Source organism: Clostridium sp. OM02-18AC, from assembly GCF_003481825.1.
GTDB lineage: Bacteria > Bacillota > Clostridia > Lachnospirales > Lachnospiraceae > Brotaphodocola.
Map to the genome: position 1 here is coordinate 206,678 of NZ_QULW01000003.1, position 23,756 is coordinate 230,433.

At 42.6% G+C, this 23,756-nt stretch carries 13 protein-coding genes, 1 pseudogene and 1 CRISPR repeat array; of the genes and pseudogenes, 1 reads left to right on the forward strand and 13 read right to left on the reverse strand.

Annotated features, from left to right (window positions below; translation table 11 throughout):
* Positions 1–20 precede the first annotated feature (20 nt).
* Positions 21–1,205 (forward strand): annotated as a pseudogene (locus DXB18_RS03845) (recombinase family protein); the annotation flags it as partial.
* 53 nt (positions 1,206–1,258) lie between these two features.
* On the opposite strand, the gene DXB18_RS16100 reads toward DXB18_RS03845, so the two are convergent.
* The 13 genes from DXB18_RS16100 to DXB18_RS03900 form a co-directional block, all read right to left on the reverse strand.
* A complete protein-coding gene (locus DXB18_RS16100; protein ID WP_182430455.1) occupies positions 1,259–1,693 on the reverse strand; it encodes a hypothetical protein in 435 nt (144 codons plus the stop codon).
* A gap of 294 nt (positions 1,694–1,987) precedes the next feature.
* The gene (locus tag DXB18_RS16490; RefSeq protein ID WP_243103137.1) at positions 1,988–2,671 is read right to left on the reverse strand and encodes a hypothetical protein; all 684 of its coding nucleotides are present in this window, start codon (positions 2,669–2,671) and stop codon (positions 1,988–1,990) included.
* A gap of 90 nt (positions 2,672–2,761) precedes the next feature.
* Positions 2,762–7,870, reverse strand: coding sequence for a DUF4011 domain-containing protein (locus DXB18_RS03855; protein ID WP_243103139.1), 5,109 nt, complete (start codon positions 7,868–7,870; stop codon positions 2,762–2,764).
* A 235-nt stretch (positions 7,871–8,105) separates the two neighbouring features.
* The gene (locus tag DXB18_RS16105; RefSeq protein WP_182430456.1) at positions 8,106–8,246 is read right to left on the reverse strand and encodes a hypothetical protein; all 141 of its coding nucleotides are present in this window, start codon (positions 8,244–8,246) and stop codon (positions 8,106–8,108) included.
* Between the two features lie 183 nt (positions 8,247–8,429).
* Positions 8,430–11,210: direct repeats of the CRISPR family, unit length 33 nt; unit sequence ATTTCAATCCACAGCTTCCTCGTAGAAAGCGAC.
* Positions 11,211–11,403: 193 nt separating this feature from the next.
* Positions 11,404–13,569, reverse strand: coding sequence for a DEAD/DEAH box helicase (locus DXB18_RS03860; RefSeq protein ID WP_118706062.1), 2,166 nt, complete (start codon positions 13,567–13,569; stop codon positions 11,404–11,406).
* On the reverse strand, positions 13,569–14,438 hold the full coding sequence (locus tag DXB18_RS03865; protein WP_118706064.1) for a type I CRISPR-associated protein Cas7: 870 nt from the start codon (positions 14,436–14,438) through the stop codon (positions 13,569–13,571). Before DXB18_RS03865 ends, DXB18_RS03860 begins: the two co-directional genes overlap by 1 nt.
* Complete coding sequence (locus DXB18_RS03870; RefSeq protein WP_147355215.1) at positions 14,431–16,470, reverse strand: hypothetical protein; 2,040 nt, start codon at positions 16,468–16,470, stop codon at positions 14,431–14,433. Before DXB18_RS03870 ends, DXB18_RS03865 begins: the two co-directional genes overlap by 8 nt.
* Complete coding sequence (cas5, locus tag DXB18_RS03875) at positions 16,467–17,135, reverse strand: CRISPR-associated protein Cas5 (RefSeq protein WP_118706068.1); 669 nt, start codon at positions 17,133–17,135, stop codon at positions 16,467–16,469. Before cas5 ends, DXB18_RS03870 begins: the two co-directional genes overlap by 4 nt.
* 164 nt (positions 17,136–17,299) lie before the next feature.
* Positions 17,300–18,241: a restriction endonuclease gene (locus DXB18_RS03880; RefSeq protein WP_118706070.1), complete on the reverse strand. Its 942-nt coding sequence runs from the start codon at positions 18,239–18,241 to the stop codon at positions 17,300–17,302.
* A gap of 502 nt (positions 18,242–18,743) precedes the next feature.
* Entirely contained in the window at positions 18,744–19,097 is a 354-nt protein-coding gene (locus DXB18_RS03885) for an arsenate reductase family protein (RefSeq protein WP_118706072.1), read from the reverse strand.
* A gap of 67 nt (positions 19,098–19,164) precedes the next feature.
* A complete protein-coding gene (locus DXB18_RS03890) occupies positions 19,165–20,283 on the reverse strand; it encodes a DUF5677 domain-containing protein (protein ID WP_118706074.1) in 1,119 nt (372 codons plus the stop codon).
* 51 nt (positions 20,284–20,334) lie between these two features.
* A complete protein-coding gene (locus DXB18_RS03895) occupies positions 20,335–22,851 on the reverse strand; it encodes a DEAD/DEAH box helicase family protein (RefSeq protein ID WP_118706076.1) in 2,517 nt (838 codons plus the stop codon).
* Positions 22,821–23,408 (reverse strand): class I SAM-dependent methyltransferase, encoded by a 588-nt coding sequence (locus DXB18_RS03900; protein WP_118706078.1) that lies wholly within the window; start codon positions 23,406–23,408, stop codon positions 22,821–22,823. The genes DXB18_RS03895 and DXB18_RS03900 overlap by 31 nt, the downstream gene beginning before the upstream one ends.
* Positions 23,409–23,756 lie beyond the last annotated feature (348 nt).

A 23,756-nucleotide genomic window follows, 5' to 3' on the forward strand; every position in this document is an offset into this window, starting at 1 on the left:
CCATCGTTGATTTGCGGGGCTCCACCCCGATGGGGCGGGCGATGTTAAATATCTGTATCGTGTTCGCCCAGCTTGAGAGGGAAACCATACAGAAGCGAGTAACGGACGCTTACTATTCCCGCAGCCAGCGAGGTTTCAAGATGGGTGGGAAAGCCCCTTACGGCTTCCATACAGAGCCGATTAAGATGGACGGTATCAATACAAAAAAGCTGGTGGTAAATCCAGACGAAGCGGCAAATATCCGGCTGATGTTTGAGATGTATGCTCAGCCCACAACCTCCTACGGGGACATTACCCGGTACTTTGCCGAACAGGGGATTTTGTTCCATGGCAAAGAGCTGATACGCCCCACGCTGGCGCAGATGTTACGCAATCCTGTCTATGTGCAGGCAGACCTTGATGTGTATGAGTTTTTCAAAAGTCAAGGGATGGTCATTGTCAATGACGCTGCCGATTTTACTGGCATGAACGGCTGCTATCTGTATCAAGGGCGGGATGTGAAGCCCAGCAAAAAGAACGACTTGAAAGACCAAATGCTGGTACTGGCTCCCCATGAGGGCATTGTCCCCTCTGACATCTGGCTGACCTGCCGCAAGAAGCTGATGAACAACATGAAAATCCAGTCTGCCCGGAAAGCCACCCATACATGGCTGGCGGGAAAAATCAAGTGCGGGAACTGCGGGTATGCCCTTATGAGTATCTTCAATTCCTCCGGCAAGCAATACCTTCGCTGTACGAAACGGCTGGACAATAAAAGCTGTGCCGGGTGCGGGAAAATCATCACTTCGGAGCTGGAAGCGGTTGTTTATCAGCAGATGGTAAAGAAACTGGCAAGCTACAAGACTCTGACAGGCAGAAAGAAAGCGGCAAAGGCAAACCCGAAAATTGCAGTACTGCAAGTGGAGCTTGCCCATGTGGACAGCGAGATTGAAAAGCTGGTGGACAGTCTGACGGGTGCAAACAATGTCCTGCTCTCCTATGTGAATGTGAAGATAGCGGAACTGGACGGGCGCAAGCAGGAACTTCTGGCGAGGATAGCGGAGCTGACGGTGGAAGCCATCAGCCCGGAACAGGTCAGCCAAATTTCCGGCTACCTCGACACTTGGGAGAATGTATCCTTTGACGACAAGCGGCGGGTGGTGGACTTGATGATTACCACCACAGCCGCTACAAGCGACAGCTTGAACATCACATGGAAAATCTGACGGGCGGAACCCCCGTCAGATACCTACCCTGTGTAGTCCCTTGTAAACTGTACTTAAATGTAATCCAAATAACTTTCAATAGAATTGCCCCAAGGCTTATCTTCCTGGCGATGATACGCTTCATACTGTGGATGCTCAAAATCAAGAGGTTTTGTTGTCGCATTTCTATGATACAAAGCTATTTTTTCTTCTCTGCGCACATATACAAGTTTCCAACATCCGATTTCTGTTTTGACATATAAAATACCATTTATGTAATTGAACTGCATCTTTTTATATTTTGAATAATACTCAATCCGCTGCTGCTCAGTCCGAATATGATGATTCATACTATTGCAGTATCTGCATACATGATATTCCTCTCGCTTTGCCTCAGATTTAGGAAGAGACATTTTATTCTGTTGTTTTATTTTTGCAATATATCTGCATCCTGGCTTATGATAAATCATCGAATTAGTTCCCATACTTACGATTCTCTCATTCTTCATAGCGTCATCCCTTCCGGCTTTTGAATATAGCCATTATTCTTTCGATTCATCTCTATTTGATACTTCTTTTGATATTGTTATTTTACCGCCTAGCATGTCCCTTAAAAAGGACACCAAATCATAATTTTCTCTCAGTATTTCTATCTTCATTATCCTAAATCAAAGTAGTGGCTGATAATTTCAATCGTAATATTGTAAAATTAATCGCAAAAAAACATCGGCAGAGATTTCTCCCAGCCGATGCCTTTTTGTGATGAATTCAGGTATCATTTTCTAAAATCTGGCTAATTCACCTTACATTCTGCCAGAATCCATTTCATTATCCTGATTCAAAATAAAGTTTTTTTCTTCATTCATTATAATTTCTCCGGTTTTTCGCCCGTATTTCAATCCGCGTTCAGCAGCTGCCAACAATGCTGTACTGCTTCTGCTATATCCCATAACCCGGATTGTATTCCGCAATAATTCTTCTTTTGACTGTACTCCTTTCTCCTGCAGTGCAACACATACTGCATTTTTCATTTCCTGCTGACAGATTTCTTCTACGGATCGTTTATCTGATCCTTTTTCATCTATCCGGTATATGGCATACCGCTCAGGATCTTGATCTTTTCTCCAGTAAAATTTCACTCCAGCCTGTTTATTCAAACGTGCAGATACCTTCTTCATGGCTTTGTCTGTAACTTCCAAAGTCTGAGGACTGGATCTGACGATATGAAATGTCCGAAGAGTTTTCTTCACTAGACGGTCATAAGAAATCGGCGCTTCTGTATCCAAAATCCGCTGTTCTTCCTGTTCAGCATCATCCGTTACGGATTGTGACTGTTCTGACTTTGGTACAGTCTCCAAAGCAGATTCCTGAGACTGGTTTGAAACAGGCTCCGAAGCCATCTCTATCCCGGAAACATTTTCCAAAACATTCTCTGTTTCAGGTATCAGTGTAGATTCTGCTTTTTTCAGAGTTTCTTCCTCTTCCAAATTTTGATGTTCCTGATAGCGTTTCTCCGCAGCTTTCTTCTTTTCTTCCAGAACTTCCCGCAATTTTGACAATTCTCTTTCCCGATTGTCCTACCAGTCCATTGTCCAAATGCGGTACAGTTCCCACCCCAACCCAGTCAGAACGTTAGCCTGAGCAACCTCCCTGTCTTTGGTATTCGATGACTGCCTGTAAGATTCTCCATCCAGCATAATACCAAGCAGATATTCTTCCGGCTCATACGGGTTGATGACTGCAATATCAATTTTGAATTTGGAATGTCCAACGGATTTCTGATACTGATATCCGGCTTCTTTGATAGCCTGACATACGTGTTCTAAAATTCCCTGATTTTTCTGAAGATGTGTCTCCACATATTCTCCCTGAAGCCGGCCTTTCTGCGCAAACTCCAGAAAATCCTTCAGTGCCTCTACTCCTTTGGATTTTGTCCGTCTCAAATCAATCATATCAGAGGTCATGGTTGTAAATACCACCATCTCATAACGCGCACGGGATACCGCCACATTCAGGCGTTTCCAGCCTCCCTCTTTGTTTAACGGTCCGAAATTCAGGGAAAGTTTTCCTTCTGCATCTGGACCAAAGGCGATGGAAAATAAAATGATATCCCGCTCGTCGCCCTGCACATTTTCCAGATTTTTCACAAACAGCGGTTCTTCTCCTGTATTCGCCCACTGGTCAAATGCCGCATCCTTTTGAAATTCTGCCTGCAAAAGATCTTCGATCAAAGTCTGTTGGCTGATATTGAACGTTACAACGCCGATCGTCTGTTTTGTGCGCATCGGATCCTCATAACGGCTGCGGATCTCCCGGATAATTGCCTGCGCTTCCCCTTCATTTACCCGGCCTTTTCCGCGATCAAAGAAGTCATCTGTTCGAACCATCCGTACCCTTTTTTCCCGATCATTTACAGATGGGAACGTGAGCATGGAGTTTTCGTAAAATTCCCGGTTGCTGAAAGCAATCAGACTCTCATGACGGCTCCGGTAATGCCAGTGCAAATAGGCTGACGGCATTCCAAGCGCAAGACAGTCATCCAGAATACTATCCAGATCTTCCAGATCCAGATTATCTTCATCAACGGTATTACCCGCAAAGAAACTGGTAGGCGGCATCTGATTTGAATCACCTACGATCACGGCATTTGTTCCACGTGCCAGAACCCCAATGGCCTTACAGGTCGGAAGCTGTGAAGCTTCATCAAAAATCACAATATCCACAAGATTGTTTTCTGCCCTCAGATACTGTGCCGCGGATATTGGACTCATAAGCATACAAGGACAAAGCCGTGGCAGGATATGCGGAATCTGCTCAAAAAGACTCCGGACTGAGATTCCACGTCCATTGCTGCTGATAGCCCGGCGTAAAATATTGAGTTCTTTGCTGGCTTCCACCGAATCTCCGGATCGTGGAAGCTGATGTGTCAGTTTATGGAACATCTCTGCCTTGATCAATTCCATAAATTCCTGATCCATCTTTTTAAACTGGGCAATTTTCTCATGAAAGCCTATTCCGGTAAATTCATTCAATACCGGCTCTGTTTCAATGACAGACAGAATCAGTTCGCGGTAAACACTTCGCAGATAAACATTCATGACAGAATCATGAGAAAGTCCGTTTGCATAAGCATCACAGACAGGTGACAATCCAAGTGTTCTGCATTCTTCATCGTATTGCCGGTAAATAATCCAGTCTTTCAAGGCATCCGTATGATCCAGAATACATTTGCAAAGTTCCAGGCGGCTCTCAAGCCATCCACGCTCTGACTGGCTGACCGAAAAATCAAGCTTCAAAAGTTCATCCGCCGCTTGTTCCGCTTTTTTTGCACACTGCCAGTCACCTTGTAATTTTTCCGCACACTGAATGCAGTTTTCCAGTTTTCCTGACCGTTCCAGCTTGCTGGTCACAGTCTCATACTGCTTCAGCACCTGTTTCTGTTCCCGTATTTTTGTACGATACTGCTGCAACAATTCGGAATTGTCATATTTTTGCAAAACCTGTTTCCATTCATAAGGAAGCGTACTCTCTGCTTCTGCTATTTCCTGCTGCTCTTTCTGGAAAAAAGACACATCCGTAAGATAAACCGGAATCCGGTCTGTTTCTACCGGAAACTCAGCATACGCCTGTAATTCTGCCGTTAATGCATCCAGTGCCTTTTTCTTTCCGAAAAACCTCCGATTTGCCTGGTTATATTTTCCCCGGAAATCGTTCATATCCATACGAAGGAAGTTTTCATTCCAGCGTTTTAGAAAATCTGCTTTTTTCTGTAAAAACAGATTTCTGGACTCCAGATAGGCCAACGGAAGTTCAAACTGCCGGTCTGTATCTTCACTGTTTCTCAAAAATGCAGGAATTTCTTTTAATGCACTTACCATGCTGCCGCATATGCAAATCTGTTTCCATTCTGCTTCCTGTACCGGAACTGTAAGTTCCATGATCTGAATAAAATCAAGCACATGCCTGCGCAGATTTTCCAGAGAAGAGGCATAGGTACGAATCGTACTTTCCAGGTCGAATTTCAGCCGCTGACTGTACTGTGTCTGCCGGATCGCAGCCAAGGGATGGTGCTGCGGATGCCCAATGCCCTTTGCAGAAGCAACCAGACGTTCCAGACACTGCGTCTGATGATCAAGATCGCTCTCTGTCAGATTTTCGGCATAAGAATGATCAAAACGAACCAGCTGACTCTGTTCCGGAATCATTTCATACAGATCCATCAGTTGACGAAGACTCTTACCAAAACTGCGTTTTTTATGGAGTGCTTTTACATAAGCATCCAATTCTGTCCGCATGGCACGAATGTCCTGGATTTTTTTATCATAATCGGTTTCTGTTCCACAAACATCAATTTCCAGTCCACGGCGAAGCTGATCCAGCACTGCCTTTTTGGTTGATTTATTGGAATGTAATTCCATGCAAAAATCCTGAATTCCCAATGCCGTCAATCGTTTCTGGACTACTTCCAAAGCTGCCATTTTCTCTGCTACAAAAAGGACCGTCCTGCCCTTTGTCAACGCATTTGCAATCATGGCTGTAATAGTCTGGGACTTTCCGGTTCCCGGAGGTCCATGCAAGACAAAGCTGATTCCGGCCGCCGCCATATTAATCGCGCGCAGCTGAGATGCATCAACCGTCACTGGAAGATATGCTTCGTTCTCATCAATCTCCTTCGGAATAGAACAATCCCAGTCTACTGTTCCCATCATCAGACTCCGGACAATTTTGCTGTTCTCAAGGAACTCCTTGTTGCTGTGTATATCATTCCACATCACAAACTGAGAGAACGAAAAATTCCCCAAAATTCCAGCTTCTACTACATCCCACATGGGAAGATTCATTACTGCATGACGAATGATCGCAAAAATCTTTGGAAGATCCAGCCCGTGCTCATCAGTCAAAGGAGGATTCAATCCACCGATCTGCAGCTGGCAATTCTGCTTTAAGAATTCCAGCAGCGTTATATTAATCTGGGCATCTTCATCCCTCATACGCATTGCATAACCCTTGCGGGCAGATTTACGCACAATATCGACCGGAACAAGAACAATCGGAGCATACCTTGCAGTGGGGTCTTTCTTTTCTTCAAACCAGCGCAGCAGTCCCAATGCCAGATAGAGCGTACTTGCTCCGTTTTCTTCCATCGATGTTTTTGCAAAACGATACATTTTGGTAAGACTAAGATCCAGTTCTTTTGCAGAATACAGGGAATGAAGCCGTTTATGCCGGCTCTCAAGCGCCATAAAATCCGTAAATATTCCCAATTCCCCAAGCGCTTCAACCGGAATGTCTCCCTCTGCATTGACCGACATATCGGCAGGTCTTGGAAGTACCTGAAACTCCTCGCCATCCGACAATGCATCTTCCAAAAGGCTGATATCCGCTGACAAAAGAGACACTACTGCTTTCGTAAAACGCATATTGATCAGCATATTCCGCAGACTGAGATCCAGAAGTTTTCTCTCCCATTGCGTTAATTTGGTACCCCGTTCCTTTTTGAAAGAATCCGGCAATTCGAATGATATTCCAACCTTCTCTGGTGCATGCGTGACATCCTGTTCTTTTCGTTCCTCATGCTGCACCTCAAAACCAGATGCTGTCATGACGCGAACCGGAAGCGGACGAATCCCCATACTTCGTGCCCGTTTCACATCCAATGCAAATACGAAATGGCTATAATCCGATACGTTCCGCTGCGCAATTACAGATGCCTCATCAAAGCTTCTGCTCTTTCCGGCACACATTGCCGTACACTCCACCACGATCATTTCCCGGATTCCCTTGGACATACGCTTCTCCAGCTGTGATGGATCATCCACCAGCATGTCCGTGAACGACTCATCTGATAACCAGACTCCGGCAAAAATATGGTCCTGCATCATGATCAGGATAGGATTTAATCCCATTGCCTCCAGACAGGCTGTATACAGCAATGTCATATCCAGGCAGGTTCCAAGATGCTGTTCCATTACCGCATCAGCCAGACGCACTCTCTGTCCGCACGTTTCAAAACTGGACGGTGGTTCCGCATAAGTGATATTTTTCTGCTGAATTGCCGCATACGCAGCTGCCGCCATATAATTGACCCGGTTCGGATCGTGATACTGGTATCCTGCCAGTGATGGATCTTTTGTCCATTTTTCCAGATACTGTGCAGCTATTTGAATCAGACTGATGACTACCGGATGATTCGGCATGGCAAATGCAGCCAAAAGTTCCGATGTATACCTCAGTCCCGGCCACTGGTCAAATGCAAGTGCTGTAATCTGCACCGTCTGCTCTGCCAAAACCATCTCATTTTCATAGACACAAACCTTTAGGCAGCAGATACTGCGCTCCGTAAGAGATGCAAAATATCCTGTATTCACTGACACATTCAAATTTTTAAAATGCCGCTCTTCTCCCGCTTTTATCTGATCCACCGCAAATTCCAGCGGTTCTGTTAGTCCGTTGTCCGATGTAATGCAAACTTTCAGATTCGTTTTGTCATTTTCTGTTTCGTTTTGCAGACAAATATCCCTTACGATTCTGGCACTATTGTGTATAATGGCATATGTCAGCACATCATCTATCTCACAGATAAGCTGCAATTTTTTCTCTTGTGTTTCTGCGTGTTCTGTATTTCCCGCATCCGCAGGTATTTCCTGTTCACGCTGCTTTTCTTCCGGTAATTCTCCTTTTTCCAATGATCATTCCCCCTGTTATCCCTTGTATTCTCAGATAATGATATTGTGGCATAGGCGGGATGAAAAAGATATATGGTTAGTCCGTTTTCCGGTCTCTTATTGCATGATGATACTTCTTAGATAGTCCTTAACATCCTGATGCAAGATTTCTACAATTTAAAAACTGTTCTTTTAAACATGTTGTAAATGGGTATAAAAATACCACCAGTTCGCTGACCGGTGGCATTTACTGAGCCTATTTCCATGACCATTCCTTTACTTTTTCAAGAGCTTCTACCGCCTCCGGCGGCGCATCTTCCAGATGACACCCCACCATGTAAGGCTCGTAAATACTCATCAGTTTTTCTATTTTTTCTAGACATTCGATAATTACCATAATGCTTTTTCCTTTTCGATTTGGAACCATGCATTGTATTCAGCTTCAACTTTGAACAGCTTTTCCATGTACATATCTTGTGTGGATATCCACTAATTTTACTTAAATTATACGCATCTATTCCTTCTAGGGCAATCAATTCCTTTGCATATTGATGAACATCTTCTTGGTCAGAACTTTCTCACTTCAATCCACAGGTTCCTCGCAGAAAACGACTTGTTTACAGGAGCGGAGGTAGTATGGCGCTTAATTTCAATCCACAGCTTCCTCGCAGGAAGTGACCCTTACCAATGCTTGCGGTCGAGGCATCCAGAGTATTTCAATCCACAGCTTCCTCGTAGAAAGCGACGGCAACTGCTGGGCTGCAACAGCAGACGTGACATTATTTCAATCCACAGCTTCCTCGTAGAAAGCGACTTTAAACGCCCCATTTCTGAAGCGGAACACAATGGATTTCAATCCACAGCTTCCTCGTAGAAAGCGACCTGCTGCCCCGCCTCGACCGTCTACGATTGCTTGCAATTTCAATCCACAGCTTCCTCGTAGAAAGCGACGGCACCGATTCCGGCATATCAGGTTCCTAACCCATTTCAATCCACAGCTTCCTCGTAGAAAGCGACATGCTTTGTATGTGTCATCGTACTGCTCCTCACAATTTCAATCCACAGCTTCCTCGTAGAAAGCGACTATATCTCCAAGGTCAAGGTTGATTACTACCATTATTTCAATCCACAGCTTCCTCGTAGAAAGCGACGATAAGCACAGCAGAGAACAATGCAAGAGTTATATTTCAATCCACAGCTTCCTCGTAGAAAGCGACAACGCAGAACTTGCGGAACTGGGCGACGTCCCGGATTTCAATCCACAGCTTCCTCGTAGAAAGCGACACGGATCTTATCGACAGAGGGTATGGAGAGGGTGATTTCAATCCACAGCTTCCTCGTAGAAAGCGACAAGAATCAAAGAGTATGGATCCGATACGGTCATAATTTCAATCCACAGCTTCCTCGTAGAAAGCGACGGTTGAATCACGCAAAATCTGCAAGTTTATGAAGATTTCAATCCACAGCTTCCTCGTAGAAAGCGACTGAAGTTGCTAAGTTACAGATTGACCTTTCAGGTATTTCAATCCACAGCTTCCTCGTAGAAAGCGACCAGTAGTTGCAAACCTGCCAGACCTTTATAATTATTTCAATCCACAGCTTCCTCGTAGAAAGCGACTCGCCAGCTGCTCTACCTTGCGTTTGCTGTACTTATTTCAATCCACAGCTTCCTCGTAGAAAGCGACTTGGTTTGAGGAGCTTGACGAGTTTGCTGGAATATTTCAATCCACAGCTTCCTCGTAGAAAGCGACTGACGAAGACGGAACAATAAAAACCATACGTGATATTTCAATCCACAGCTTCCTCGTAGAAAGCGACTATGCCTATGCAGATATTAGCTGGCAGAGGGTGATTTCAATCCACAGCTTCCTCGTAGAAAGCGACGGTATAACACGCCCTCTTGTACGTTGTTCAAGGATTTCAATCCACAGCTTCCTCGTAGAAAGCGACGCGGAACGCAAGGACACACTGCTGCTGACGTAAATTTCAATCCACAGCTTCCTCGTAGAAAGCGACACAGCAGGAGCAGGCAACAACGGCGGCGGTGCAAAATTTCAATCCACAGCTTCCTCGTAGAAAGCGACATACTTCCGTAAGTATATAATAAAGACAGTCAAAGATTTCAATCCACAGCTTCCTCGTAGAAAGCGACTAAATGTGATATGTCGTGCCGCCCGTGACCTTGTAATTTCAATCCACAGCTTCCTCGTAGAAAGCGACAGAAGAAACAGTGGAGGTATATTATAAATGGCAGATTTCAATCCACAGCTTCCTCGTAGAAAGCGACCCAGACATACTATTTCCCCCTTTCTAAGCACTGTATTTCAATCCACAGCTTCCTCGTAGAAAGCGACCCCAAGCGGTATTGATATGACAAGGGACATTCAGATTTCAATCCACAGCTTCCTCGTAGAAAGCGACGGTGTAAAACCGTCCGGTAACATCGGTCTGGAGTTCATTTCAATCCACAGCTTCCTCGTAGAAAGCGACTCATAACAACCGCCCCCTTTCACTAGGCACTATATTTCAATCCACAGCTTCCTCGTAGAAAGCGACGATTTATGATCGGCTCAAAGTGGTCAAATACCTATTTCAATCCACAGCTTCCTCGTAGAAAGCGACGATGGCACAGCCCCAGATTGATGCCAACATCAAGCATTTCAATCCACAGCTTCCTCGTAGAAAGCGACCCAATAAAACCACCGTTGTTACCATCCATGCAAAATTTCAATCCACAGCTTCCTCGTAGAAAGCGACCATTGTGTACGGTGACTTCAATCGTTCCGACAGCATATTTCAATCCACAGCTTCCTCGTAGAAAGCGACGATGTTGCAAAATCACCGGGGTCAAAACCGTTCTATTTCAATCCACAGCTTCCTCGTAGAAAGCGACATATTTTTCGTTCCACCGACCGAATACACTGAAATTTCAATCCACAGCTTCCTCGTAGAAAGCGACTTGCCCTGGACATAATAATATGTCATATAGGACAGGATTTCAATCCACAGCTTCCTCGTAGAAAGCGACCTGCCTGTTACGGTGCAGTACACCAATGACATAATTTCAATCCACAGCTTCCTCGTAGAAAGCGACCATTTGAGCTATGCTGTAATTCCCGATACAGAAATTTCAATCCACAGCTTCCTCGTAGAAAGCGACTTGATAAAGCTGCCAGTTACCATCGGCATATACGATTTCAATCCACAGCTTCCTCGTAGAAAGCGACTCAAAAATGGTATATTTTTAAATACTATGCAACACATTTCAATCCACAGCTTCCTCGTAGAAAGCGACCATTGTTGATATGACGCCGATGCAGATCACAAAATTTCAATCCACAGCTTCCTCGTAGAAAGCGACAGCAAACATGCACAACCATTCCTTGCACGCCTGCATAAATCACAGCAATACTCACAAAATAATACCATTATCCTCTTCTATTGCTGTCAACCCTATAAAAATATACAATTTTACTGGTGCGAATCTGCCAACATTTTATGTGCACTTCTGACTCGCACCCAATACCTATTCGTGTCAAATATTTCAGAAACTTCTACTTGTACTGTTCCAAAACGCCACGCATATATCCCCAAAATTCATCATACGCCAAAGTCCATTGAAAAATATCATCTGCAATTTCTTTTACATTCCATTGCTTGATTTTATTCCGGGGAATTGAAATGGACTTTTTCTGCAATACCTTCCAATCGCCTTTGCCGTGTGCAATTTCTTTTGCAAAGGATTCATCAACAACTGCTGTAACCGTATCAGAATCAATCACTTTAAACTCCTTTGCGACATTTTGAAACTGCATGGCTGCTTCCTGCGTCATGAGCGATTGTATCGTTCGCAGGCAACTATCATCGCGGACAATTTCCTCATCCATGGCGTAGGTGCTGAGTTCTGGCACAATTTCTTTATTTTGTAAAAAGAAATCACGCAAAACGTCTCTGGAAGTATTCAGCTGCGTATTCTCTTTTAACATGGAATCTTCTTGTAACGTAAAACTCCACATTTCTGCCCTAGGGCAATCTCCATGCCGATTAACTCTCCCCGCGGCCTGTAAAAGCGAAAGCAATGATGATAACTCTCGAAATCCAGTTCGGAAAGAAAAATTAACGCCTGCTTCCACACAAGAAGTTGCTACCAACACCCAGTCCGTATCGTCACGATTCTCTAATCGTCTTTTGATTTTCTCAATTTTACGTTCCCGGTCTTCTGCCTTCAATGCAGTTGATAGGTGTTCCACATGAGATCGGCCAAATCTTTTTAAAAAGTCATCTGCCAGTACTGCCGCACTTTGAACTGTATTTACAATCAGCAGTCTCGGACCCGGAGCGCTGTGAATCCATTCTATCAGTTTCTTTCTTGTAACTGGTTTTTCCTGAAAGCAAAAACGAATCCTGCCTTTTTCATACATCATTAAGCGCTTTTGCAGATCCGCATAAACCAATTCCTCAACGCAGGGATGCTTCATACCAACTTGCGATAAAGGTTTCAATTCCCAGTAACGTACCAGAGATCCCGAGGCAAGCGTCCAATAACAGTTCCACTCTTCTGCCAATACATTCATCCAGTTCCAGGCAATTGGCAATAATTTTAAAGGCAATGCGTTATGTGCTTCGTCAATGAAAATAACACTCCCCGGCAGTTCATGGAACCGCCGCAGCGCTGATGGACGATTGGAAGCAAGTGTTTCGAAAAATGCGACTGCAGTTGTAACTACAATCGGCGCCCGCCATAATGAAGTCAGATAACGGGTATTGTAATTTTGAAAATCAACCCGTGAATGTAATTCTGCAACCACTGCTTCTGGATCTTCACCAGGCAGCAACAAGGCTTTCCGGTAAATATCCACTGATTGTTGGATGATACTTGTATACGGAAGAATCACAAAAATATGTCTGGCATTGCGTTTGATGGCCTGCTGCAATAAATGTGCCATAACTGCTGTTGTTTTTCCCGATCCCACCGGACTATCGCAAGATGAAAAATCACTGTTAATCCGGGCATTACGGCAGACTAAATACATTTCCCGCCGAAGACGATTACGCTCATCATCACCTTCTAGCTTTGATACATACTGATCCAATGCAGCAAGTCGTTCTTCTGCACGCAATGCCGGTAATTCCGACTCAACTGCCTTTCCATATGTAACCGCCGTATCTGTGTGATCTGCATCCGCAAGACACGATAAAACCATGCGAATAAACACACTGATTTCTCCAGGATAGGGCTGTTCCTCTTTACAAGTTTCGGTGAGAAACACAGATTGGTGACATTGCAGTAAATCTGACAGCACAGAATCCGTGTGTTGCCGGACTTTTATATGCTCATCACGAAAAATGGCTGTTTCTCTCATACTCTCAGCCTGCATATTCGGAAGACCTTTATGATGAGAATAGACTGCAAGCGCTGCATAGCCATAACCATTCTTTACCAACGCAGCGCTTCCAGCATCCACATGATTGATCGGCAAATGTCTCTGGTCATGTCCATGACCTCGTAATACCATCTGATTCTCTGTTTCTAATTTTCCGAGGTCATGCAGACAGACCGCATCATGAACAATATCATGAAGTTCATTTTTCAAATATTTTGCGTGCTGTTCAACGTCCTTTGCGTACTGCACAGCTCTCATATCTACGCCTTGAATATGTGCAAGATATGTTTGTGCCGGATACTCCATTTTAGCACTGTGCGCAAGATAATCTTCCATTATAAATTCACCAGATCGATACAGCTATCTACTTTCGCCAACAACTCTTCCGGAAGAGAAAGCTTGTCCTGATAATCGTTCCACGATAAAGAGGGTTCCATTTTGTCTCCGATTTTTTCAGGTGTCAACGCTTCGATCAGCTTATATTCTGGACAACTGCCCAGTATATTTTTGTGTTCTATATACCACGCATGGCGGATGCGAACATCCGGGCGGATTGCTGAGCGGTTCTGCTCATACGCATGTGGAATCAGCAGTTTTAAGAGTTCGATATCCTCTGCAGTACATCCGCTCTTATCCGCATAATTGGGGTTAACGAAGAACGGCATGCAATAAACACCATGATCTACGACGCGATAGCCCAGTGGTGCCATTCCGGCATTTTTCCCCTCCTGAACACCTGCTTTATTGGTATTTGTCTGGCGCAAAATATCGACAGGCGCAATTGAAATACCCATTCCAAACTGCACAACTCCCGTTTTAATAAAACCTTTATCGCCGCCATCTTCAAGAAATGTATTACCAAACACGCGCGCATCCCAATACTTCTTTACAAATTCACTATTTCTAAAATCAGCCGGTGATTTTCCCAGTTCTTTTGTGATCTGCTTTCTGTCACGTCCACGATGCTCTAAAATAAAATAACGGTCCGCATGATTGCTAAACATTTCCGGAAGTGCCTGAAAAAATGGAGTATCATGATCATCCAGCAAATCACGTAATTTTCTCTTGAAAGAAACCGGAGAAATTTCTCCGCATCCGTTCGGCCGCTGACGTGGATCGCCTTCTCGGTCCGGATCACCATTCGGATTTGAATTCACTGCTTCAATTACCAGTAATCCTGTTGCACGCTTAATTTCATTACTCATCGATTCCTACCTCCTCGTTTATCGTACTTTCTTCTTTTTTAGGAAATGCCGCAAGATATCCAATAAACAACTGTGCTTTTTCCTCCTCATTAAATCGGGCCGGGACTGTCCATTTTTCACGCAGCAGATTCATAATTCGTTCAAACTGATAATACAGCCACGCTGCCCGCCAGCTTTCCTTCCCCGGTTCTGTTCTTTCTTTGTATCGATAACTTTTCGCCCAGGCATAGTACGGCATGATACGCTGACTTAAAATATTCAACGTGCGGGCTGGCGTCTCACTGGCATTTCGATACAAGCCACTTCCCAAAAACTGCGGCGGAAAATCACCTTTTCTCACCACATTGCAATAAAGCGCATGAAGTTCATCTGCCGTTTTTAATAACTGACCATAGAGATATGGCACATTCTCCATATAGTCCTCCTTTCTGATATCTTCTCGATCCAGTAAAATTCCCAACAACGATACCATGTTTTTCACATGTTTCCATATGGAATGATTCCAATTATCTTTCGCACATAAATTTCCAAGGAATGGACTCAGTAACTCAGTCTTTTCCAATACTCTGTGAAGATCAGCAGTTACGGGTAACGTAGGTTCCAGCAACAATTCTAATCCACGATATCTCGGAACCGGGTGAAACCGGTCGGTTGCCATTTCACCATTTGCTTTCCAGAATCGGTTTAGTACATCCGACGTATCCAATGGTTCCAATACCACAGGCTCACCAAATGGAAAGCGTGGAAGGTTTTTGCAGCCGCAATTCCAAGCCTCCGAACATGCTTCCAATTCATACGGATTTGTCTGACGTGTATAAACAACTTTGGTTCGTGCTTTATCAATTTTTCGGAGAATAAAAATCTGAATCCATTTCGCCTGCGAATCCACTTCGGGATCTTTCGATTTTATTAACTCCTGGACAAACTTTTCTGACCGTGTTGTGAACGATTCTTCCAGATTCTTTGAAGAGCCAAAGAAATTCGTGAAAGAAATCGGTACTTGTGGCATTCTGAATGGATATACAAACAAAATTTCATTTTTTTCCAGGTTCATCCATGTTTTATCTCTCTGTTCCTCTTTTCCGATCCATTCCAGTGATGCCTGAAGCTTCACACGCATAGACGGAGAAATCGGATAACTGGCATTCTCGATTTTTCCATATCTGTTCTGGCAGTATTGTTCTTTGAACATGGTACGGATCGTAACATCGAAGCCACCAGCCAGCTTCACGCCCGGCATTGGTTCTTCTATTGCCTGAAATGGATTTCCGAACGCATCAACATCATTTGCTTCTTGTTCCCCTTGTTGAGAGAAGTCCATTTCAAGTAAACACGCATTCAAACCTGTGACAAATTTATCGCTTACTGACGGTATTCCAGCCTCTATTAATTTTGCAGATTCAAGTGCCACGGAAAGAGAACCATAATCATCGGCTGCATCCGCCCCAGATTTTCCCTGATAAAAAAGAACCGCCAATGCCAGTTTCACATGTTCCCGCTGACCCAGCATCTTCCAAACAACAGATTCCAGTTCTTTATGTAAGCGGGATGCATCCGAAAAGCATTTTGTCTCGTCGATTAATATTTGAAGCGGTTCAAACCGGGCAGCTGCCGTCTGCAGTTCCACAACGGTATTTTCCATTGATATTTTGTACTTACCCTGAAACTTTTTTCCCCAGTTATATTCCGTACACCATCCTTTTATCTTTTCAAGTGTCTCACCATTTAGTTTCTCTGGATGATCTGCTATTTCATTTAATTCTTTTTTGATAGGATCCTCCGTAACACGATACAATGATGCCAGGTTCATGCATGGATAGCTTCCCTGATTCGAACCATATTTTCGCAAAATCGTACTGTATTTGGGATCAAGCGAAGAAATTTTCATCACCTTTTCATCAGAAAACATAATACAAACACAAGGTGTCTTTTCTCTTATATTTGGGATTGGTCTGTATTTTCTATGCCAGTTTTGCGTTTGGATTTTTGCCTTTTCAAGCGTTTCGGATAAGTTATACAATTCATTGATCAACGACAATCACTCCTCTCCGGATACTCCAGAACGCCCTTGTGGATGCACAAATCGGTATCATATAATGCCTGATAATGAGAAGAATAACCCTGTTGGAATACACCGCGCAGCATCGAAGGAATCTGGATATCCGGCAGATTTTCGCACACATGCGTTGTATCCCGAAACGGACCAAAGTAAGAAGGTGTAAACTCGCTCCAGCCCAAAGCTAATGTTGCGTAGGATTGTCCACGATTTAAACGGCGATTAAATATTTCCTGATAAGCATGCCCGGGAGATGTTGTTTTTCGGTCCCATTCCAACGCCCGCCCCGGCATTTTCGATTTGTCAGGATTCGGAATAACATCTGCATACAACCGGTAGCAAACATCAAGCAGAACCGTTGCATACATCTGATAATTGTTACCCTTTTTAACAGAATCATTTTTCCGCAGCGGTCCTCCGTAATTGGTCGCATAAGAATGGAATTGCGGAATTGCACACAACTCCACTTTTTTCGGAATCACGAGAACGGCCGGCCCCCACAAAACGCTTTCAAACAATCCGCGAACTGCGGAATATGTGGGTGCGGGATAGCTGCATGGTGAATCGCCAGTGTCTGGCCGGGTCCAGAGAGCTGTGTTTCCTGCAATTTCCATGGATATGGGGTAGGTTTTTTGAATCACGTTATGATCACTCCTTTCCTTTTATATAGGATAAAAATTTTTAAGATAACATTTAACAAAATCTATTTGACATTTTTCTTGAACACACATTACCAAAAGAATAACTTTTTAGCTGTTGGATATTTAGTATAACTTTTTAGCTGTCCTATAAAAAGCCCAACTTATTACTGCTGGGCAACTTTATCAGCCAAATTTGTAGAATTAACATATATTCTCCCCATCGTTTGAGCTGCCTTAATTTTGTTATCAAGCATTTCTTTCAATGTGTACATTCCTTCTGTAATTAGAACTAAATCCCCTCCGTCTACCAAAATAGTCCTAAGTGCCTTGCCTTTTGTCAAAGATTGTAGCGAATCGGGTGAAAAACCATTTACAGAAATAAACAATCCTCTTCCATACATCTTTCCTTCTACTTTTGCTGCAAACTGATACAAGCTATCAGATGCAATCCATTTATCATGCCACTTAGCTTCTATTATGTAATGCTCTCCATCATACTTTATGGAGCCATCAATCTGTTCTCCCACAAGTTTAAACGGTTCGGTAACCTCTATACTCTCATTTAGAAACAATTTCTTTAGAAATTCCTCAAACAAATATCCTCTTCGCTGTGCATTTATTTCTCTTCCATTCTGATCTTTTCCACTAAATAGATTTAAGAAAATCTTTTTTAATTCATTTCTACTAATGCTGATATCTTTCCTTTTTCTTTCCTGTTCTTCTTGTCTTTGCCTTTCCTGCTTTATTTTATAATCCCGAATCTCCTGAAGCTGTTTTAAATGACTGATATTTCTTTTTGCTTCGCTCTCACTCAATTTGTTCAATTTCTGAAAATAATAAGGATTGAAATAATTCCATTCCGTTAGTTCCTTTAACATGCACCGAAATTGTCCTATTCCTGAATCACTTCTTTTTTCCAAATTAGTAAAAATTTGATCTACAATTTCAACTCTATGCAGTTCTTTATACTCACTTTCTGGCATCAGTTCCCGTGAGGTGCAACCAACTTTTTTCATAAAATCAACTATATCTTTTTTCGGCCAAAAAATAGATAAAATGCACCCTTTCATGCAATCCAATATATCTTTTGAAAATGTAGTACCCATTGAAATCTATCGCCTCCCTACTTGTTCTTCTTAATCAAAACCTATCCCTGATGCGAGTATACTACTAACCGCCTGTACTCGCTGTTGTCTATCATCAAGAGACGGTCAAAGTGACTTTATCGAATATGATTGTGTTTCAGTCAGTATGTGCTCATCACTATTCTTTCAATTCGCATTAAAATGAATATTTTTAATGTTACAAATAAATCATTCCATTTGATCTACTACTTTTAATATACTGCAAGTCATATTAGATATCAATATATTTGTTATCAAATTCTTACAAACATATTTTATTCTGCATAATTTTTACTTGAAACTTTATTCCTGTCATGTTACATTCTTTTTATCAGGTTTTCCCTGTGGATTGAAATGTAAGCATTTGTTAACATCTCAAGCATCGGTTCCCATTTTTAATAAGGCTATCTTACTGAGTGGGGATCAACATGAAAAATCCCCCATGACATCCATCTCTTCATAGATATCATGGAGGATTTTTTCATCAGCAACCCAATTTTTCGCTCCACTCCTCTTCTTTAAATCCCGTCAACACCAACTCATCCTTCACGATCAGCGGACGCTTTACCAGCATTCCATTCGACGCCAGAAGCTTCAGCTGTTCTTCTTCGCTCATGCCCGGAAGTTTGTCTTTCAGCTGTAATTCCTTATAAAGCATGCCGCTTGTATTGAAAAATTTCTTCAGCGGAAGTCCGCTGCGCTCATACCACTGCTTCAGTTCCTCATACGTTGGATTGTTCTCCACGATATGACGGTCTGTATAAGAAATGTGATTTGCATCCAGCCATTTCTTTGCCTTCTGGCATGTAGAGCATTTTGGATATTCGATAAATAACATGGTGTGTACCTTCTTTCTTTATTTTTACCATAAGTTTATGATTCAAAAAGTTTCAATATAGGGGCTGTCACTCCCATCTATCATTCAATATCTGATCTCCCAATTCCAAACTTTGTATTTCTTGTTCCATCGTATCATCTATAGGAAACAATCGGATCGATTTAAAAATATACGTGGACATCAAATATAGTTTTGTGTATATGGAAGAATAAAATACAAATGGCATCATCTTCGTCTGAACATCCTGGCCATGCACAAAAGAACATAATTGTTGAAAATCCCCATACACTTGAGGTTCTCCCAAGTATTCGCAGGCTTTTCTAAATGTGACCCTTTTTTCTCCAATGACATCACACAGCCAACTGTTCTCATTTTTATTCCTGTCATTTGCGTCAAATTTTTTCTGTATCTCTGAAAAATCACGATTTAGAACTTTGCAAAGCTGCTTTACCATTCCTAAAACCGGAGATTTCCGATTCTTCGCTTCTTTCACTTTCATCATCAGGCCACAAAGATACCAATCCTCAATCAGCTTAGGATCTTGTTCCTTAATTAAGATACTGATATAAACATAGCATTCGATTAATGTCCTTGTCATTGCAGCCGCTGAGAGTAAATTCCCATACAGAAAATTATTGAATAATTCCATGATCATATCTTTCAAATGCTCATGCCACATATTTAGAAGATGAAGCTTATCTGTTTCACTGCTTCCCTCATTTTCATTGCATTCATTCCATTGATTATAATCCTTCAAAAAGCTTGAAAACCGTTTCAGATAATCATAAACGTTGTCTTCTGACATAAACTCTGTGTTTGCATAATTTTCTATATACAGTTCATCCAGACTTTGATCTTTTTCATTTTCTGCATTTCCAATCACCAATTCTGGTGGTATGTCATTGTTTTGCTCTCTGGTATTTTTTACACTAATCAATGGAAAATGAACTTCTTGAAAAAATTGCAGTAAAAAATCGATTCCAAATTCTTTTTGCAATTCCAACATATCCCGGTCAAATCCGCCGGCCTTGTTCCGATGTCCATCAATATCGACATACAAAATTCTTGGGACATTTGGGTCCTTTTTCTGGGCATTTACCAGCAAATGAAACAAATCGGTCGCTGCTGTCTCGAAATTTTCCCGCTTCATGATTCTATGATAAAGCGCAATTGCTTTCTCTTCCATACTATTCTTCTCCTTCTAAGTACGGACTTTTAGAACAGAATCCTATACACATTATCTCGTTTCCCGGTATCTCCTCCGATAATAATCCATCGTCCGGTATTCGATAATGTCTTTCATTTGTTCTGTAAACACTTCATGATGCACTAGCCTCTGCAGTTCACTTCTAAGTGAGATCACAAAGCCGTCCTTCTCTACAAAAAATCCTTTTCCAGATTCCAAAAGGAAATGGACCGGCATTGTAATGATCTTCTTTAAATGGTCTTTGTCGGATATGGCTTTATATTTTTCATAGGTAATCTGTTTGTCCAGATCTTTCCAGTTTCGATTCTGATCAAAAAAGTGCTTCCAAGTCTGAATCAATTGCGATGCTGTCAGATCTGTCCGAACATCACCGTCGTGATAAAACGCCAGAAGTACAGGCATTTTATAAACCCTGGTCATATTGGTTGTCTCCAGGACGTTCAAAAATTCTTTGCCAATCCCGCACAGCAGCATTTCTTCCATATCTGTTGTCTCGCCCAGTGATTTCAAGAATCCAAGGTAATCTTTAAAAATATTATCTTTCGCATGCGATATGGCAAGCTGGTAGATATCATCATCCATGTAAGTGAACAAATCCAAACGAGATGGACGCCTGCCGAGTTTTTCCTTTACACGGAAATATTCCATCTGGATCTGATCCCGGATTTTCAGATGTTTTTTATCCAGTTCTTCAAAAAGGTCAATCAGCCGCATATCAAAATCGATCAGACAATCATCCGGGATTCCTTCCTGATTTGAAGCCTGGTCTGACAGTTGATTCATTGCCTGATCGGATGACCGGTATGACATTGCCGACGAACCAAAATTTCCAGTGAGAAGCCGCCTCACATTTCCTGCCTTCTCATAATTTCCGATGAAATCCAGCACATTCAGGTATTCTTTTCCTGCATTGCGTCGCAGTCCTCTGCCAAGCTGCTGCAAGAATACGACCGGAGATTCCGTTGGCCGTAGGAACAGTACCATATCCACCGACGGAATATCCACGCCCTCATTGAACATATCGACAGAAAAGATTACCCTAATCTCGCCCGCCTTTAACATTTCTATTGCTGCATTCCGTTCTTTGGCATAGTCTCCTGCTGCACCACTGTAGACCGCAGCCGATGGAATTCCTCTTTTGCTGAATTCCATTGCCATTTTTTCAGCATGCTCTCTAGTGGAGCAGAACCCCAATGCACGCCTCGAACCGTATTTCCTGTAATATTTGTAGATCAGCTCGTATCGGTCTTTATTTTCCAGATAAATTTCATTCAGGTCTTTCTCAGAATAATGTCCCTTTACCAGATGCAAGACAGAATAATCAGTCTTATCATAAATGCCATAATAATGAAACGGCACCAGCATTCCTTTGTTAATTGCCTCGTTCAATGGAATTTCATAAGGAACATTATAATCGCACAGCTCGTAGATATTCCGACCGTCCATTCGTTCCGGCGTAGCTGTAAGACCCAGCAGAAACTTTGGCTTAAAATAATTTACAATCCGAAGATACTGATCATTGACTGCATGATGGAATTCATCAATGACGATATAGTCAAAATAATCTGCCGGAAAATATTCTTCCCGCAAATATTCCTTTCTTCCAAGTGTCGATACCGAAGCAAATATCACTGACTTATCCGTTGTTTTCTCTTTACCGTGAAAAAATCCATAATCATCTGAATTCCGGACATTTCGAAAGGAAACAGCCGCCTGATTCAGAATTTCTTCACGGTGTGCCACAAACAAAACCCGCTGATAATTTCTGGAATCAAACGCCGCCAGATACGTTTTTCCAACGCCTGTCGCAGCCTGGACAATTCCACGGGTCGCACCTTCTGCCCGGCTGTTTTCCAGTGCACAAAGTGCTTCAATCTGCGCTCCACGCGGCTCAAACAAAAGCCTTACTTTCGTATTTTCCGCTTCTTCTGTATTGTCATAACGATCCAGATCTTTGAAAGCCGCAGGCCTGTGCCAGGTTTTCGAGTACCGTTTTAATTCTGCCTCATCAATCACAATGGAATGATTCTGAAAAAGATCTTCGAACGTCTGATAAAACTTTTCGTAATTTTCAGGGTCCTTATAACTGCTGAACCGGTAATTCCACTCAATCCCGGATGTCAGCGCACTGCGTGAAATATTGGAAGATCCTATGTAAATCTCACTATGATCCGGATAATGGAAAATATACGATTTTGGATGAAAGGACCGGTCTTTTTCCCGGTAAAACCGGAGGTCCACAAGTTCTCCAAGTTCGTGCTTGATCAGATACAATGCTGACGGCTGTGTAATACCAAGATAATTGCCCGTCAGGATACGAACCGTTGCGCCGCGTTTCATAGCCTGCTTTAGTTCCTCCAAAAGCATTTTCACTCCGGATTCCATCAAAAATGACACAATGATATCGATGCGGTCCGCCTTGCGCATGCTATGAGTCAGCTGATAATACAAATATCTTCTTTTATCCCGGTCACCCGTCATGACATCGGTAACATATTCTTCCAGAATCGCAGTTTCTAATGTTTTCGCAGCATTACATTCAGCCATTTTTCCTCGCCTCTTCCAGGTCTTACATCGGTTGTGATCCAGTATGTTTCCATACTGATTTTCTCTATATCTTTTATAAATTCCGTAAATGTTTCTATTGAAAAATCCGTAAAATATCTTCCGTTGCGTTCCCCTTCAAAGTTCCCATATTTGAAAGACGTATAAATAATACCGTCACCGCATAAGGCATCCACCATCTTTGATAACACCTCTCGCAATTCATTCTTCGGAAGATGCAAAATGGATGAACAGGCCCAGATTCCGTCATATTGATTCTGCGCATCCAGTTCCTGAAACAGCATATGCCGAACCGGTATGCCCGTATATTCTCTGGCATATCTGCACATTTCTTCTGATCCGTCCACAGCTGTTACACAAAGCCCCTCTTCCAGAAAATACTTCGCATCCCGACCTGAACCACAGCCAAAATCAAGCACCTGTTTGCCACGCAATGCATTTATAAACTTGTCCTGAATTGGTTTGAAATTTACGGATATGGTGCTGGAGACGAAGGATTGGGCATGGTAATTGTAGTAGTCTAGGGTTTTGTTGTTCATAATTGTTTGCTGCTTTTGCAGTTCTCCTTATAAAAATTAGTAGATCCGAGACTGATCGATTTCATATAAATTTAATATAGTTTCCAAGAGTTCTCCTTACAACTTATTTTCTCTTGACTGCAAGCACTTTTATGATAAAGTAAGAACAGAGGATAGCGGCAATGACCAGCTATCGTGGTGTTGAAACAATTAACTGTGTCGGCATGCAGCTGATTGTAGAGCCTGCCCTTGGGTTATGCGAAAACCCCAAACCGAATAGGTTCTTTGAAACTGAATGAAAACGCTTTGTAAAGGGGCTGTGAAAAAACATAGCCTATAAAAAAGAAGGACCAAGGGTTCATAATGAAT

Coding starts and splice junctions, on each gene's coding strand:
- DXB18_RS03890 (WP_118706074.1), bottom strand. CDS start 20,283: ATGGAAGAGAAAGCAATTGCGCTTTATCATAGAATCATGAAGCGGGAA.
- DXB18_RS03860 (WP_118706062.1), bottom strand. CDS start 13,569: ATGGAAGATTATCTTGCGCACAGTGCTAAAATGGAGTATCCGGCACAA.
- DXB18_RS03885 (WP_118706072.1), bottom strand. CDS start 19,097: ATGTTATTTATCGAATATCCAAAATGCTCTACATGCCAGAAGGCAAAG.
- DXB18_RS03895 (WP_118706076.1), bottom strand. CDS start 22,851: ATGGCTGAATGTAATGCTGCGAAAACATTAGAAACTGCGATTCTGGAA.
- DXB18_RS03865 (WP_118706064.1), bottom strand. CDS start 14,438: ATGAGTAATGAAATTAAGCGTGCAACAGGATTACTGGTAATTGAAGCA.
- DXB18_RS03880 (WP_118706070.1), bottom strand. CDS start 18,241: ATGGGTACTACATTTTCAAAAGATATATTGGATTGCATGAAAGGGTGC.
- DXB18_RS03900 (WP_118706078.1), bottom strand. CDS start 23,408: ATGAACAACAAAACCCTAGACTACTACAATTACCATGCCCAATCCTTC.
- DXB18_RS16105 (WP_182430456.1), bottom strand. CDS start 8,246: ATGGTAATTATCGAATGTCTAGAAAAAATAGAAAAACTGATGAGTATT.
- DXB18_RS16100 (WP_182430455.1), bottom strand. CDS start 1,693: ATGAAGAATGAGAGAATCGTAAGTATGGGAACTAATTCGATGATTTAT.